This is a genomic window from Chryseobacterium sp. DZ-32 (assembly GCF_059587025.1).
The window spans coordinates 45,552-61,099 of the sequence record NZ_JCAIOM010000019.1; the positions used below are offsets into that span (position 1 = coordinate 45,552).

Annotated in this window: 13 protein-coding genes; 7 read left to right on the forward strand and 6 right to left on the reverse strand. The window is 38.0% G+C overall.

Features of this window, described 5'->3' with window-relative positions:
- Nucleotides 1–224: 224 nt before the first annotated feature.
- The 4 genes from AC59HC_RS18825 (at nucleotide 225) to AC59HC_RS18840 (ending at nucleotide 4,023) form a co-directional block, all read left to right on the forward strand.
- Nucleotides 225–1,238 (forward strand): nucleoid-associated protein, encoded by a 1,014-nt coding sequence (locus AC59HC_RS18825; protein WP_137905808.1) that lies wholly within the window; start codon nucleotides 225–227, stop codon nucleotides 1,236–1,238.
- A 61-nt stretch (nucleotides 1,239–1,299) separates the two neighbouring features.
- A complete protein-coding gene (locus tag AC59HC_RS18830; RefSeq protein ID WP_496559146.1) occupies nucleotides 1,300–2,262 on the forward strand; it encodes a hypothetical protein in 963 nt (320 codons plus the stop codon).
- A 13-nt stretch (nucleotides 2,263–2,275) separates the two neighbouring features.
- Complete coding sequence (locus AC59HC_RS18835) at nucleotides 2,276–3,169, forward strand: GLPGLI family protein (RefSeq protein ID WP_496559147.1); 894 nt, start codon at nucleotides 2,276–2,278, stop codon at nucleotides 3,167–3,169.
- Nucleotides 3,170–3,252: 83 nt separating this feature from the next.
- Entirely contained in the window at nucleotides 3,253–4,023 is a 771-nt protein-coding gene (locus tag AC59HC_RS18840; protein ID WP_496559148.1) for a cyclase family protein, read from the forward strand.
- 67 nt (nucleotides 4,024–4,090) lie between these two features.
- Here the strand turns inward: AC59HC_RS18840 and AC59HC_RS18845 are convergent, their stop codons facing one another.
- From AC59HC_RS18845 to AC59HC_RS18870, 6 genes are all read right to left on the reverse strand, one after another.
- On the reverse strand, nucleotides 4,091–4,843 hold the full coding sequence (locus tag AC59HC_RS18845; RefSeq protein ID WP_202838838.1) for a succinate dehydrogenase/fumarate reductase iron-sulfur subunit: 753 nt from the start codon (nucleotides 4,841–4,843) through the stop codon (nucleotides 4,091–4,093).
- Nucleotides 4,844–4,855: 12 nt separating this feature from the next.
- Nucleotides 4,856–6,772 carry a fumarate reductase/succinate dehydrogenase flavoprotein subunit gene (locus tag AC59HC_RS18850; protein WP_496559149.1) on the reverse strand — a complete coding sequence of 639 codons (1,917 nt, stop codon included), beginning with the start codon at nucleotides 6,770–6,772 and terminating at the stop codon, nucleotides 4,856–4,858.
- Nucleotides 6,773–6,783: 11 nt separating this feature from the next.
- Nucleotides 6,784–7,440: a succinate dehydrogenase cytochrome b subunit gene (locus tag AC59HC_RS18855; protein WP_062674167.1), complete on the reverse strand. Its 657-nt coding sequence runs from the start codon at nucleotides 7,438–7,440 to the stop codon at nucleotides 6,784–6,786.
- Between the two features lie 16 nt (nucleotides 7,441–7,456).
- Nucleotides 7,457–8,887 carry an anion permease gene (locus tag AC59HC_RS18860; RefSeq protein WP_109712097.1) on the reverse strand — a complete coding sequence of 477 codons (1,431 nt, stop codon included), beginning with the start codon at nucleotides 8,885–8,887 and terminating at the stop codon, nucleotides 7,457–7,459.
- 19 nt (nucleotides 8,888–8,906) lie between these two features.
- A complete protein-coding gene (locus AC59HC_RS18865; RefSeq protein ID WP_202838840.1) occupies nucleotides 8,907–10,073 on the reverse strand; it encodes a porin in 1,167 nt (388 codons plus the stop codon).
- Between the two features lie 152 nt (nucleotides 10,074–10,225).
- Nucleotides 10,226–11,275, reverse strand: a complete 1,050-nt coding sequence (locus AC59HC_RS18870; protein ID WP_110011339.1) for a linear amide C-N hydrolase — start codon at nucleotides 11,273–11,275, stop codon at nucleotides 10,226–10,228.
- A gap of 381 nt (nucleotides 11,276–11,656) precedes the next feature.
- Here AC59HC_RS18870 and AC59HC_RS18875 point away from each other — a divergent pair, with 381 nt between their 5' ends.
- From AC59HC_RS18875 to AC59HC_RS18885, 3 genes are all read left to right on the forward strand, one after another.
- The gene (locus AC59HC_RS18875) at nucleotides 11,657–13,855 is read left to right on the forward strand and encodes an ATP-binding protein (RefSeq protein WP_496559150.1); all 2,199 of its coding nucleotides are present in this window, start codon (nucleotides 11,657–11,659) and stop codon (nucleotides 13,853–13,855) included.
- 21 nt (nucleotides 13,856–13,876) lie between these two features.
- Nucleotides 13,877–14,428, forward strand: coding sequence for a biliverdin-producing heme oxygenase (locus AC59HC_RS18880; RefSeq protein WP_496559151.1), 552 nt, complete (start codon nucleotides 13,877–13,879; stop codon nucleotides 14,426–14,428).
- Nucleotides 14,429–14,545: 117 nt separating this feature from the next.
- On the forward strand, nucleotides 14,546–15,472 hold the full coding sequence (locus AC59HC_RS18885; RefSeq protein ID WP_034699354.1) for a malate dehydrogenase: 927 nt from the start codon (nucleotides 14,546–14,548) through the stop codon (nucleotides 15,470–15,472).
- Nucleotides 15,473–15,548 lie beyond the last annotated feature (76 nt).

The window sequence follows — 15,548 nt, forward strand, 5'->3', positions numbered from 1 at the left end:
GCTAAGAAGTACTCGGAAGTTTTGAAAATCTAGGATTTTCACCTTTAGTGAACTTTTTTAGTGTGTATCACTACGCTTCTAAAATGGGCTAAAGGATTTAAAATAAGAACTTTTGTGCCTTTTGTGGTTAAAAATAAAGTTTATGTTATCCCAAAATCAATATTATTTTTAAGTTTCGCAGTAAGGATAAGAATGAATATCTTTGCAGTCCAAATATTCAGAAAATGTTTTCAAAAATAATAGTACACAGAGTCGGAAATAAGATCAACGGAGATTCGCTGACACTTTCCCAGGAGGAGTTGAAGCTGGAAGAAGGAATGGCAGAAATGCTTGAAGATTACTTTTTAGGTTCTTTTAAATCGGAAGAAACCTTCCATTTTTACAGTGACACTTATCTGGTGAATAATCCGGTGTACAGTGCCGTATCTGAAATTTTTGATGATAAATCCAAGTTTATCTGGGAATCTGAGAATATTGCCAAACATCTTTTCGAAGCGGCAGAAAATCCGAGAGTTCAGAGTGGCGAGCTTTTTATCGTACTTTTTGAAGATGAAAGCGACCGTCCGGACAGAGTGGATAAAATCGGAATTTTTAAAACGGAGAAGAGAGAATCTTTCCTGAAAATCAATCCTGCAGAAGAAACATTTGATATTGAAAAAGATCAGGGAATAGGCTTGTCTAAAATTGATAAGGCTGCTTTGATCTACAACAACAATAAAGAAACAGGGTATGTACTTTCCGTGGTTGACAACAACAAAAACGGAGATATGTATTACTGGTTCGAAGATTTCCTTAAAGTAAAACAGCGTGATGATGAATATTTCCACACGCAGGAAGCTTTGATGGTGTATAAAGATTATATTACCAAACAGCTTCCCCAGGAATTTGAAGTTTCCAAAGCAGACCAGGCAGATTTCCTGAACAAGTCTATCAATTTCTTCAAAGAAAAAGAAGAATTTAAGCTGGATGAATTTGCCAGTGAAGTCTTGGGAGATGAGCATGTGATTGAAAGTTTTGTAAACTTTAAAACAGACTACGAACAGGACATGCAGGTGAATATTGCTGAAGAGTTCCCGATCAGTGAAGCAGCAGTAAAAAAGACGCAGAGACACTTTAAAAGTATCATTAAATTAGATAAAAACTTCCATATCTACATCCACGGAGACCGACAAAAAATCGAGATGGGTGAGGATGATAAAGGAAAATATTACAGACTTTATTTCGAAAAAGAGGTATAAAAAGAAATCTCCGGTTCCATAATAATATCATAACTTTATTGCTGATTACAAAATAACAGTTATGAAATTGATGGTCATTTTCTGGGGAGCTTTTCTCTTCTTTTTCTGTGTTCCTTTTCCAATTTTCATTTACATGATGACGGAGGAGCTGGCAACAGAACCGAGAAATTCATTAGCGGTGAGCTATGGGTATCTCGGTTTTTCTTTGTTAATATGGGGATATGTGATTATTTTCTTTATCAACAAGCTTTTCATTACAACTTTTAAAGAGAAAAATACGATCCGGTCCATTGTACAGAACGGAGTTCCAAGAGAAGCCAAAATTATTGATTATAAGCTTCTGAAATACATTCCCAAAAAAAACATGAATCTCATTCAGGTCGGGCTTTCATTTCCCAATCTCAGCAATACGGTGATAGAACATACAATGATGTTTCATGATTCCAGACCGCAGGAGAGAAGATTTGATGTAGGAAACAAAATCAAGGTACTGCTGAATCCTAAGGTATCACAGGAACCTTATTTTATTTTAAGTGATCAGAAAGTAGGATTCAATACATCAGGAATGATTTTACGAATCGTATTTCTTGTATTATTGATTGCTTATGTTATTGGCTTATACTCTTATTTCTATTGGAGAGAATCTTTTGATTTCGGCTGGAGGTTTCTGACATTCATGCACCCGATTATTTTCAGCGGGGTGATGACCATTATTTATGTCCTGGTTTTTCAGCTTATTTTCGGGAAGTTTTTAAAAAATACAAAAGAAGAACGTATTCTTTTTTCAGGAAGAAATGCTGAAGCCAATATTATCAGTGTAAGTCAGACAGGCCTTACAGTGAACGATCAGCCACAAATCATGTTTCAGGTAAGTTTTAAAGATTTCAGAGGGACTGAACATATTGCTGTTTATAAGAAAATTGTGAGCCTTTTAAAGCTTTCTTCCATTCCTCAACAAGGAACTATTGAGATCATGTATGATGAGAATGATCCGAAGAAGATTATGATTCCCAGAGGAATTTAGAGAAAGGCAAAAAATGTTGAAAAGCAAATACTATAAATGCAATTTATCTATTATGCATTACCATAAAAAACTAATACAAATATTCATTTTATTTTATAGTGTTTTATTTTATACACAATCATACAAACAGGATACTCTGCGTGGGGAATTTACCTATCAATTAAAAGCAAAATTCGACACACGGAGTGATTATCGGCATGAAGAACAATTCTCATTACAGATAGGAGATAACCGTGCATTTTTTGCAAGTGTTATATCGCTAAAAGGTGATTCGGTAATGGCCACTTCAGGAACAAGCACAAAGAATGCTGATGGTAGTATAACTCTTGGCTGGAAAAAAGGGGTAGTGATTCCAAAAACAGGTTTATCTTTTACCATAATTCAATCCAACGAAAATATACAATATTTTAGATCAGCTGGAATGTCTTTACTTACCTATAAAGAACCAATAATAAAGAACTGGAGGCTTGTGGATGAGACCAAAGTAATCAATACAATTATTTGTAAAAAAGCAGAAGTTACTTTTAAAGGGCGGAACTGGATAGCATGGTATGATCCCGAAATTCCGTTGCCTTACGGCCCATATAAATTAAGCGGATTACCAGGACTGATTGTTAAAATAACAGATGATAAAGGAGATTTTGATTTTGAATTGGTAAAATCTATACCTGCATCTAAATTTAATGGTAAATTAATTACCATTAAAAAGAGCAGATATACAGATGCGATAGAAACCACACAACAAAAATTAAAGCAAGCAGTTAGAAATAATGAAGCCAATGCCGCTGCTGTACTCGCAAGTTATGGAACAACCATTATACAAGGTCAAGAAATGATAAGGCAAAGACAAAAAGAACGGGAAGAAAACAAAAAATACGAAAACCCATTAGAATTAGAAAAAGATTAGTAATAGCTAATCTTTTTTTCGTTTGCTAATATCTATTCGTTTTTTTGCCTTATTCATTATCTTTGCTTCCTTAGCTAAATCATATGAAAACAAAACTTGTCGATCTGACAAAACCTATCCAATACAATGCAGGAGATCCGTGGTTTATGCGGGTGAAAATTAAACATAAAGCACATAGAAAATCACATTGGCTCATTCGTCTGGCATTAAGACTTCCATCAAGACTTTTTCCTAAAAACTGGATTGGATGGGCAGATGACACGATCAAAAATATGGGACTTCATGCTACAACACATATTGATGCTCCCTGGCATTATGGCCCTGTAGTGGAAGGAAAGCCAGCTAAAACGATAGACCAGATTCCACTGGAATGGTGCTACGGAGATGGAATTGTGATTGACTGTACGCATAAAGAAGATTTTGTTGCTATCACTGTTGAGGATTTAAAAAAAGATCTCGATAAAAAAGGAATTACCATTCAGGAAGGAAATATTGTTCTGATCAGAACGGATCGTGATAAAATGATGGGAACTCCGGATTTTGTGGAAAAAGGAACGGGAATGAGTAAAGAAGCTACAGAATGGCTGATTGACCAGGGCGTAAAAGTAATGGGAATCGATCAGTGGGGCTGGGATCTTCCCCTGAAATATATGGCTCAGAAAGCCAAAGAAATGAATGACCCTGAATTCTTCTGGGAAGGTCATCGTGTAGGAATCGAAAAAGAATATTTACACATCGAACAGCTTACAAACCTCAGTGCATTACCTCCATCCGGATTTAAAATCTGTGTATTTCCGTTAAAAATTGTTGGCGGATCTGCAGCTCCGGCGAGAGTGGTGGCCATGATAGAATAAGAAATAAAAGGACGAATTTGAATTTACAAATTCGTCCTTTACTTATGATCATCTTTGTTTTCTCAGATTAATTTTTCTTTCTGAAAAACAAAGCTCTGTTGTATTCAAAATTCATTCTGGCAATATTCAGGACAGAAATTCCCTGAGGACATTCTACTTCACAGGCTTCTGTATTGGAGCAGTGCCCGAATAATTCCGTATCCATTTGGGCTACCATATCCAGTACTCTTTTGCTTCGTTCTTCTTTCCCTTGAGGAAGAAGCGCCATATGAGTGATTTTTGCAGAGGTAAATAAAGCTGCACTTCCATTTTTACAAGTGGCAACACACGCTCCACATCCGATACACGCAGCAGAATCAAAAGCTTCCTCAGCCGTCTGGTGAGTCACCGGAATTGCTGTGGCATCAGGAGCCTGGCCTGTATTCACAGATACAAAACCTCCTGAAGATATAATTCTGTCAAAAGCAGAACGGTCTACTTTTAAATCTTTCTTCACCGGAAATGCTTCAGCTCTGAATGGCTCTATCAGAATCGTTTCCCCATCTTTAAAGGATCTTAAATGAAGTTGGCAGGTGGTTGTATTTTTCAAAGGACCATGGGCAATACCATTAATCATCATTCCACATTGTCCGCAGATCCCTTCACGACAGTCATGATCAAACTCAACAGGTTCATCACCCTCAATAATCAGTTTTTCATTTAAAGTGTCCAGCATTTCTAAGAAAGACATGTGTGGATTCAATCCTTTCAGGTCGTAACCTACCAGTTTTCCTTCACTTTTTCTGTCTTTCTGTCTCCATATCTTAAGATGTAAATCCATAATTTTCTGTTTTTATTTGTAACTTCTTACCGTTGGCTGAATTTCTTCAAAGATTAAAGGTTCCTTAATCAATTCAGGTTCACCATTTTCACCTTTCCAGGCCCAGGCAGAAATAAATTGGTATTCCGCATCATTTCTCATGGCTTCCCCGTCCGGGGTCTGAAATTCTTCTCTGAAGTGAGCACCGCAGGATTCATTACGGGTTAATGCATCATAGCACATCAGTTCTCCGATTTCGAAATAATCGGCTACGCGGCCTGCTTTTTCCAGTTCGGTATTCATTTTATCTCCCTGTCCGGAAACTCTTACGTCTTTGTAGAATTCCTGTTTCAGTTTTTTGATTTCCTGAATGGCGTATTTCAACCCTTCTTCATTTCTTGCCAGTCCGCAATAATCATAGAGGAGCTTTCCTAAAGTTTTGTGGAAGTAATCAACGGTTTTGGTTCCTTTAATATTGATAAAATCGTTGATCTGATCTTTAACGGCCTTTTCAGCCTGTTCAAATTCAGGAGTATCCGGTGAAATTTTTCCGGTGTGAATTTCATCTGCCAGATAATTGGCAATCGTGTAAGGCGCAATGAAATATCCGTCTACAGACGCCTGTAAAAGAGAGTTGGCTCCTAATCTGTTGGCTCCGTGATCGGCAAAATTAGCTTCACCCAACGCAAACAGTCCGGGAACAGTAGTCATCAGTTCATAATCTACCCAAAGTCCACCCATTGAAAAGTGGGCAGAAGGAGAGATCATCATGGGTTCTTTATACGCATCATATCCTGTTATTTTCAGATACATATCGAATAAATTTCCATATTTTTCTTTGATCTTATCTTTTCCCTGTTCCTGTATTGCTTTTGAAAAATCAAGATAAACGGCGTTTTTCAAAGGCCCGATTCCGAAACCGGCATCAATTCTTTCCTTGGCTGCACGGGAAGAAATATCTCTTGGAGCAAGGTTTCCGAAAGCCGGATATCTTCTTTCAAGATAATAATCCCTTTCATTTTCAGGAATGTCATTGGGAGGTCTGGTTTCACCTTCCTTTAATGGTACCCAGATTCGGCCGTCATTACGTAATGATTCAGACATTAAGGTCAGTTTAGACTGATAATCTCCGGATTGTGGAAGTGAAGTAGGGTGTACCTGAATCCAGCTTGGGGAAGCCATTAAAGCTCCTTTTTTATGGGCTCTCCAGATGGCAGAGCCATTACATCCCATGGCAAGGGTAGACAGATAATAAATTTTTCCGTAACCTCCGGTTGCCAATATTACAGCGTGTGCTGCATGTCTTTCAATATCTCCTGTGTCTAAATTCCTTACGATAATTCCTCTGGCTTTCCCATCAACAGTAACCAGATCCAGCATTTCATGTCTTGAAAATAATTGCACGGAACCTTTTCCAACCTGTCGCATTAAAGCCTGATAAGCTCCCAGAAGAAGCTGCTGCCCCGTTTGTCCTCGCGCATAGAAAGTACGGCTTACCTGAACTCCTCCGAAGGATCGGTTGTTCAGATATCCGCCATATTCCCGCCCGAAAGGTACACCTTGTGCAACAGCCTGGTCGATGAGGTTCAAAGAACATTCTGCCATTCTGTAGACATTGGCTTCACGGGCTCTGAAGTCTCCTCCTTTTAAGGTATCTACAAACATTCTGTAGACACTGTCACCATCATTTTTATAGTTTTTGGCGGCATTCACACCTCCCTGTGCTGCCACAGAGTGTGCTCTTCTCGGGCTGTCCTGAAAACAGAATGATTTGACATTATATCCCATTTCCCCTAAAGAAGCTGCGATTGAACTTCCCGCCAATCCTGTTCCTACAACAATCACATCCAGTTTTTTACGGTTGGCAGGGTTTACGAGTTTTGCTTTCTTTTTATAATTTTCCCATTTATGTTCCAATGGGCCTTGTGGTATTTTTGAATCTAAAATCATGATCGTTCCTTTTAATGATAAGTGAAGAATACATACACAGGCATCAATGCAAAACCTACACAGATAATGATTGAATACGCAATCCCGATCGTTTTGAACCATTGTACAAACTTAGGATGATATAATCCCAGGGTTCTTACAGCGCTGTGTATTCCATGAATCAGGTGATAGCACAAAGCGATCATTGATACAACATAAATGATAACGTACCACCATTCTTTAAAGACATTCACTACCAGAATGTAGAGGTCTTTATTTCCGTTTTCATCCAAAGGAGGATTTCCGAATTTATAGATATACCAGAAGTTCTGGAAATGGATCACCAGGAAAATCAGAATTAATGTTCCCAGGATTCCCATATTTCTGGAAGCCCATTTGCTAGCTCTTCCACGTCTGTCCGTTTGATAACCGCCTCCTGATTTTTTATTTTTTAAAGTAATCATCAGTCCGTCTACTGCATGCAGAATAATACTGGCATATAAAACATAAGAGACTATTTTGATAATGATATTTCCTGATAAAAAATGCGAATAAGCATTAAACTGCAGGTGCGCTTGTTCTTGTGGAAGAAAAAGCTGAAGATTTCCTAGGAAATGAATCAACAGGAAGAATCCCAGAAAGAGTCCTGTAAGGCACATCAGCATTTTTCTTGACAGTGTTGATAACATATTTTTGATGTATTGGTTAATAATATCCTAAGACTTTCATCCACAATCCTCCTACAACCATATAAATGATCAATAGAACGATTCCAATTTCAAGACCTCTGAGCCACCAGGCTTTCAGGTCGACATATCCGCTTCCGAAGAATACCGGTGCAGGACCGTGGCCGTAATGAGTAAGTACCCCGTAAATTGAACCCATGAAACCAAGCATCATTGCGAGTAACATTGGTGGGATTCCTAAAGAAACACCCACACCCAGCAAGGCAGCATACATAGCCGCTACGTGAGCAGTAGCACTGGCAAAAATATAGTGACTGAAGAAATATACTACAATAATAACCGGGAAAGCTACCTGCCAGCTCAAACCTCCAATCTGTACTTTGATAAGATTACTGAACCATCCAATGAAACCTAATTCATTTAAAGAACTTGCCATCATCACCAGTACGGCGAACCAAACGATCGTATCCCAAGCTCCTTTTTCACCTTTTACATCTTCCCAGGTTAATACTGAGGTTAGTAGTAATAATGTTAATCCGATAAAGGCTGTAGTAGTAGCATCAATAGAAAGTGCTCCTCCAAATATCCAAAGGGCTAACAGAATGAAGAATGCCAGCAGCATCAGCCATTCATTTCTTGAGATAGGCCCCATTTCTTTTAATTTCTGAGCTGCCATTTTAGGAGCATCACCCGTTTTTTTCAATTCAGGCGGATATAATTTGTACAATACCAAGGGAACGACAAAGAATGCTACGGCACCAGGAATAAAACCAGCTGCAGCCCATGACATCCATGTAATATCAATACCAAGGTTGGCTGCAAATTTCTGACACATCGGGTTACTGGCTGTCCCGGTAAGGAACATGGAAGATGCTATGAGGTTCATGTAGTAGCTGTTCAATGTTAAAAATGAACCTAATTTTCTATGAGTTTCCGGTTTTTCAGGAACGGAATCAAAACTTATCGCCATAGATTTCATGATAGGATAAATAATCCCACCACCTCTTGCAGTGTTACTAGGAATAGCAGGAGCAAGACAAACATCGGCAAGTCCTAACCCGTAAGCCAATCCCAGTGAGCTTTTCCCAAAAACTCTGATGAATAAAAAGGCGATACGGTTTCCAAGTCCTGTTTTGATAAATCCTCTGGCAATAAAGAATGAAATCCCGATCAGCCAGATTACTTTATCTCCAAAACCGGAAAGCGCTTTGGTAATAGATTTCCCTGCATCTCCCGGAGCAACTACCTGCGTAAGGGCTGTAAATCCAATGGCCATCATACACATAGTTCCCATTGGAGCCGCCTTAAGAATGATTCCTAAAATGGTTGCCGCAAAGATGGCAAACAGATGCCAGGCATTCTCTGCAACACCTTCCGGAGCAGGAATGAACCATATGATCAACGCAACAACAAATGTGATCGCTACGTTTTTAATATTAATTTCTTTCATGATACTAACTATTTAATCGTTAAAACCTACTCTGTACCTGTACAATGAATAGATTATTGTTGTATTGTGATGTGTTTTCTACCTGATGTTTGTAGCGGTCAAACTGTACTCCCAGTTGAATTCTTGCTCCATAATTTTTCAGGAATTCCAATCCGAACATCGGGGTAATCGTTTGTCTTGGGTTGGAAGCCATTCTGAAGTTGGTATCAAGATATTCGTAACGGCAGGATAGTTCGAAGGCGCTGAGATTTTTGTGATTGATCTCATATCTTAGATTCGGAAGAAAATAGGCACCACGGATCAGATATTGATCTGGGTTTTCAGGACGAATTTCAGGAGCAATAGAATTGTACAGAACATGGTTGGTAGCCTGCTTAGCTTCCAGCTGCATATCAAGGCTCCATTTTGGATCAAACTGAATCAGTGAGCTCAGATCTACGCCCAGCGCATATACTTTTTTGCTGAAAACTTCCCCGATACCGCCATTCAGACCTACATTGAAATTGTATTTTTTTGATAATCCGAAAACAAGGCGGGTAGAATACTGTTTTCCGTTGTCATTATCATTAACCTGGTTTTTTCCGTTTCCGTTCACCACTGAAACCGCATATTGGAAAGGAATTTCTCCCAGCTGAAGCTGTCCTGTAGCAGACATTCCGATCTGGAAACTTGTCCAGCCCAGCTTTCCGAATTCCGTATACTGGTTAGACCAGTCTAAAGATTTAATAATATCAATAGGGTAAGTCTCTTCAATACCGAACCAGGGTCTGAACTGTCCTACAGTAATCGCTAATTTGGGATTGAAAGTATACTTCAGATAAGCATTTTCAAGAACTCTGCTTTTGGGATCATTTTTAAAATCGGCAAGGTTGGCCAAAACTACAACTTCAGTACGTTTACTGATCTGCGCGCGAACCTGAACCCTCATGTATTTGAGCATGAAATTATTGTCAGTTCCGGAACCATCGGTGTGATGAAGTCCGTTTACGTCTACATCTTTACTCATCCCAACAAGGTAACGTGCCTGAAAAAGACCTTTGATCTGCAACTGCGGATATTTAACATCATTTTTTTCCTGTAGAGCAGAGGTGGTCTTAAGAGAATCCTGATTTTGTGCATAAGCAGATAACCCACAGGCCAGCATACACAGAATCAGGCTTTTCTTTTTAATCGAAAAAAAGGCCATATCTATTTTGTTTTTTTAATTGTGAATTTTATTTTACCACATGTATCTGATGCATTTTGAATGATCATACATTCACTCATAGTGCGGAATACTTAGGTCTTCATCTGCAGGGACCAGATTTACTTAAGCATAAGTAGTTTGTGGTGAAATATCTATTTTAATCCTAAGAATGTGAACGGAGCAGATTCTTTAAATTCTGCATTGGATTTTCCGTTGTAGGTGCGGTAATTACTAAGATCCAGTTTCATTACTTTACCTTTTGGACTTAAATCAAATTCTTTAAGATCTACCCAAAAAGTGTTTGGAGTAAAGACTGTTTCAAAATAATACACAAGGTTTTTCTGATCAGAAACAGAACGCCATCTTGTAGAAGAAATATTAGGCTCTGTGGCAGAAGTGATCCCGTAAGGAACAGAGCAGTTTCTGATTACGCTGAAAACACTGGCTACTGCTGTGCGGGTATCTGCAGTCTGAGGAATCGCGTTGATATAGTAAGAAGCTCTTACGAAGCGGTCTGCTGCCCGGTTGGTTCCCGGAAGCATAACGGTCCCCGGAATACCTTTCCAGTAATTGTTAAGGGCAAGCTGCTCCTCAAAAATAGGAGAATTGGTCATTACCGTGTAAGACGGGTCATGATGAATGACAAGCTTTCCGTCAATATATTCAAATACTGCATTGTCTCCTGAAGCATCCGAAATGGAAAGATGGACGGTTGTAAATCTTTCAGTTCCCGGAATATAATCACTAACAATTACGAAAGGCTCTTTGCGTGAAAATTCTACGGCTTCTTTTACTGTGGCAAAGTTATCAAGATAATATTGGGCCCATAATGAAATGGCAATACCTTTTTTACTACCTTTTCCATCAAATTTAGGATATTGAGATTCTCCCAGCCAAAGCAGGTTGGCAACCAGCCCTTTTTCGTTCATGCCGTCAGCTGAAGCAATATCCCATGAAGAGCTTACAAGGCTTCCATATTTGGCGGTCCATTTCACAGATTTAGAGCCTACCAGTCCATTTCGTTCTATCCCTTTTGGGAGAACCCAGAGATTGACAGGGATTTCGTCACGCCAGTCCATGGAACGGGCTGTAATAACGGTATTCTGGGGACCTTTGTACACTACTCTTGTACATGCTTCAGAAGGATTCCATAATCCTATAGAAAGGATCAGAGAAAATAAAATTAATGGGAACTTTTTCATAATAGTATTATTTGAATTTAAATTTTATATTGAATTTGTTGTGAATAATTCAATGTATTTTAATCATATTCATTATTTAGTGATATAAATTTAGCAAAATTTGTTTAAATAAAGTAATCATTTGGATTAATAATATGTAATTTATGTTATGAATCATGGTTAAAGAATGATAATTGGATAGTTTAATTTTTTTTTGTATATTTTAATGATATGATATAAAAGGGATGAAAAAATAAAGAATGTTTTAATGTTTTTTTTCTTCTGTATTTTCACTGTTTTGTGTTGTAAAGTGTTGGTATTGTGCGTTTTAAAATTAGATACCACAAAATAGAAAGCTGTTCAGAAAAATCGTTATATTTGATTAACAGACTGAAAAGATATATGAGTTTTATAGAATGCCATGAAGAGCCTATCCATATTCCGGGTTCTATACAAAGTTTTGGCTATTTGATTGGCATTGACGCAGAGTTCCGTACCATTACTTTTTTTAGCAGGAATATTTCGGATCTATTTAAAATTGAGCGCTCAGAGGAGCTGTTCGGAAGAAAGATTACTGACTTTCCGGAAAGTTTTCAGGGCATTAATGATTCAGAAATCTATACTTCACTGGATAAGTTTACCAGACGTAAGAATGAAACTTATTTCGATAAGATTTTTATTAATGGTACAGAATATCATTTCTCTGTTTTCAGAAGTGAACTTTATATTTTTCTGGAGTTCGAAGAGGTTATCATTAATCCCAATAAACGAATTTCCAATAAATATGATAACTTTTACATCATCGATAATGAAAAGGAACTCTGGAACCATCTTCTGGAAACTCTTTCAAAGGTGGTGAATTATGATCGTATGATGGTCTATAAATTCATGATGGACGGTTCCGGAAAAGTAATCGCAGAAAAGAAAAACGAAAATATGGAAAGCTTTCTGGGGCTTCATTACCCGGAGTCTGATATTCCGAAACAGGCCCGCGATCTTTATCTGAAAAAAAGAAAAAGAATCTTCAGCAATGTATATGCGGATACGGTTCCTATTTTAAGCAGAAGCCCTGAAAATATTGATCTTACTTACTCCGCATCCAGGGGAATGTCACCGATTCATGCACAGTATCTGAAAAATTCGGGAGTGGCGTCCAGCTTCAGTGTTTCCATTATTATTGATGATCATCTCTGGGGCCTGGTAACCTGCCAGAATGTTGAAGCTAAACATATTGATCTTGAAGATAGAGTACAGGCCGGAATTTTTACGGCTCTGGCAGCGAATGCCTATTCTTCTTTTAAATCAAAAAACGAACTGAATTACCGGTTGGAACTCAATGAGAGAATGTCTCAGCTGAAAACGGAATTTTTAAAGCATAACAATCTCTTTAATTCTCTTATTGAATGTAAAAAAGAAATCAGAAACTTACCGGAAGCTGATGGTCTTGCCATTGTTTCTGATGAAAATATAATAACAGACGGAAGTACTCCTGATCATGAAAATATTGGACGAGTTGCAGCATGGGCTCTTAGTAATACCAATGAACGTATTTATGTGAGCCGAAACTTCCTTAAAGATTATGGCAAAGAACTTGAACTGACTGAAAATGCAGCAGGAATTGCCATCTATTTTATTGAAAGGGATAAAAATGAAATGCTGATCTGGTTCAGAAAAGAGTTTGATGAACATATCAACTGGGCCGGAAATCCGGAGAAGAAAGTAAGTGTGTTTTCTCAGAACGGAGAGGAAAGACAAATGATATCTCCCAGAACTTCATTCCGCATTTTTACAGAAAATATCAAAGGGCATTCAAAAAGATGGAATTCCAGAAATGTAAGTGCAGTACAGGCTGTAAGGGATCTGATCTTAGAAACTTCCCATAAAAATTACAATGCGATTAAAAGGCTTAATGATGAGCTTAAAAAAGTAAATGAGGAACTTGACAGTTTTTCCTACACTATTTCTCATGACCTGGGAACACCTCTCACCGTGATGAAACTGAATGCACAAATGCTTCTGGGAAATCTTGCTGATAATTCTGAAAAAAGTAAAGCCAAGATCAATGCAATTATTGAAGAAATTGATAATATGGCTGAAATGATGCATGACGTCCTGCAGCTGAGCCGTGCCAAGCACAGCGAAATTCAGCTTGAAAGTCTGAAAACAACGCATACTATTGAGAAGATATCTGAAAATGCCAAGATGACCTACGGAAGTGCCAACAGTGAGATTATCATCAAAGAGTGTCCGGATGTACTGGCTGATAAGACAATGCTTCATCAGGTGTTTCTGAACATCATCAACAATGCTGTGAAATATTCTTCCCATAAAGATCTTCCAAAAGTAGAAATTGAAGGGACAGAAGACGGGCAAACCATTATTTACAGGATCTCAGACAACGGTATTGGTATTCCTGTGGAGGAAAAACATAAAATGTTTAAAATCTTTAACAGGATGGATAATGCCAAAAAATTCAAAGGAAACGGAGTGGGACTATCTATTGTGCACCGCATTATGCAAAGACTTGGAGGAAATGTTGATTTTGAGAGTAATAATGAGGGGACTTCATTTATTTTAACGTTCAAAAAGCCTTACATTTGAGAAACTTTTAAAACGCTATTTATGGTATCAGAATATCTTAAACAGAATACAGCAGAGTATCACGATGCAGCAGAAAAACTTTTTAATTCTGAGAAGATTTTCAACAAAACCTTCACTTTAGAGGATTATAAAAAAATCATCCATACCAATTACCTGATGCTTCTTCACAGCGAAGATAAAATATTCAGCAGTCTTTCAGACAAGTATGCAGAAAAACTTCAGCTTGAGGAAAGAAAAAAGCTTTGCCTTATTGAAAAAGACCTGAAAAGCCTTTCCCTGAAAAATCAGGAAGTTTCTCTTCCCCTGGATTTCGATAATGAACATGAAGCGCTTGGAGCGATGTATGTGATTGAAGGGTCTACGTTGGGAGGAAATGTTATTGCTAAACAGCTTTCTAAAACGGAAGGTTTTGACGACGTTACTTTCAATTTTTTCGGATGTTATCAGGAAAATACAGGCCCGATGTGGAAAAATTTTAAAGAAGTTCTGGATACTGAGGTGGCAGAAGAAAGCTACAATGAAGTGCTTTCCGGTGCAAAAAAACTGTATTCGTTTTTACTGAATGTCAACTAATTATTTTAATTCTAATTAAATTCCTGAAAAATTGCGCAATTTTTCAGGAATTGTTAAATTTGGGGAGTTTCAAATTAAAATTTAACTAACAAAAAAATAATTTAAAAAAGTAACAATATGAAAGTAACTGTAGTAGGTGCAGGCGCTGTAGGAGCAAGCTGTGCAGAATACATCGCAATGAAGAACTTCTGTTCAGAAGTAGTTTTGGTAGACATTAAAGAGGGGTTTGCTGAAGGGAAAGCAATGGATTTGATGCAGACAGCATCTCTTAACGGATTTGATACAAAAATTACGGGTACAACAGGAGATTACAGCAAAACTGCAGGTTCTCATGTAGCAGTAATCACTTCAGGAATTCCTAGAAAGCCTGGAATGACAAGAGAAGAATTGATCGGTATCAATGCTGGTATCGTGAAAGAAGTTACTGAAAACTTAGTAAAACACTCTCCGGAAGTAATCATCATCGTGGTTTCTAACCCAATGGATACTATGGCTTACCTTGTTCACAAAACTTCAGGTCTTCCTAAGCACAAAATCATCGGAATGGGTGGTGCATTAGACTCTGCAAGATTCAAATACAGATTGGCTGAAGCTTTAGAAGCTCCGATTTCTGATGTTGACGGAATGGTAATCGCTGCTCACAGTGATACAGGTATGCTTCCATTATTGAGCAAAGCAACAAGAAACGGGGTTCCTGTAACTGAGTTCTTAAGTGATGAGCAACAAAAATATGTGATCGAAGAAACTAAAGTAGGAGGAGCTACGCTTACCAAATTATTAGGAACTTCAGCTTGGTATGCTCCAGGTGCTGCTGTTTCTGTAATGGTTCAGGCGATTGCATGTGACCAGAAGAAAATGATTCCTTGTTCTTTAATGCTTGAAGGAGAATACGGACAAAACGATATCTGTCTTGGTGTTCCTGCTATTATCGGAGCAAACGGAGTAGAATCAATTGTAAACGTAACTTTGACTGCTGAAGAGCAATTGAAATTCGCTGAAGCTGCTAATGCAGTAAGAGAAGTGAATGGAGATCTTAAATTTTAATAAGTACCTGCTTTAAGCACGAATTAAAATAATAAACCCCGGCTGTTTCAAAGAAACAGCCGGGGTTTGCTTAAAT

What these genes read in the sequence shown, in the direction of transcription:
- AC59HC_RS18875 (WP_496559150.1), top strand. Translation starts at nt 11,657, where the DNA reads ATGAGTTTTATAGAATGCCATGAAGAGCCTATCCATATTCCGGGTTCT.
- AC59HC_RS18850 (WP_496559149.1), bottom strand. Translation starts at nt 6,772, where the DNA reads ATGATTTTAGATTCAAAAATACCACAAGGCCCATTGGAACATAAATGG.
- AC59HC_RS18865 (WP_202838840.1), bottom strand. Translation starts at nt 10,073, where the DNA reads ATGGCCTTTTTTTCGATTAAAAAGAAAAGCCTGATTCTGTGTATGCTG.
- AC59HC_RS18855 (WP_062674167.1), bottom strand. Translation starts at nt 7,440, where the DNA reads ATGTTATCAACACTGTCAAGAAAAATGCTGATGTGCCTTACAGGACTC.
- AC59HC_RS18845 (WP_202838838.1), bottom strand. Translation starts at nt 4,843, where the DNA reads ATGGATTTACATCTTAAGATATGGAGACAGAAAGACAGAAAAAGTGAA.
- AC59HC_RS18835 (WP_496559147.1), top strand. Translation starts at nt 2,276, where the DNA reads ATGTTGAAAAGCAAATACTATAAATGCAATTTATCTATTATGCATTAC.
- AC59HC_RS18840 (WP_496559148.1), top strand. Translation starts at nt 3,253, where the DNA reads ATGAAAACAAAACTTGTCGATCTGACAAAACCTATCCAATACAATGCA.
- AC59HC_RS18870 (WP_110011339.1), bottom strand. Translation starts at nt 11,275, where the DNA reads ATGAAAAAGTTCCCATTAATTTTATTTTCTCTGATCCTTTCTATAGGA.
- AC59HC_RS18885 (WP_034699354.1), top strand. Translation starts at nt 14,546, where the DNA reads ATGAAAGTAACTGTAGTAGGTGCAGGCGCTGTAGGAGCAAGCTGTGCA.
- AC59HC_RS18880 (WP_496559151.1), top strand. Translation starts at nt 13,877, where the DNA reads ATGGTATCAGAATATCTTAAACAGAATACAGCAGAGTATCACGATGCA.
- AC59HC_RS18825 (WP_137905808.1), top strand. Translation starts at nt 225, where the DNA reads ATGTTTTCAAAAATAATAGTACACAGAGTCGGAAATAAGATCAACGGA.
- AC59HC_RS18860 (WP_109712097.1), bottom strand. Translation starts at nt 8,887, where the DNA reads ATGAAAGAAATTAATATTAAAAACGTAGCGATCACATTTGTTGTTGCG.
- AC59HC_RS18830 (WP_496559146.1), top strand. Translation starts at nt 1,300, where the DNA reads ATGAAATTGATGGTCATTTTCTGGGGAGCTTTTCTCTTCTTTTTCTGT.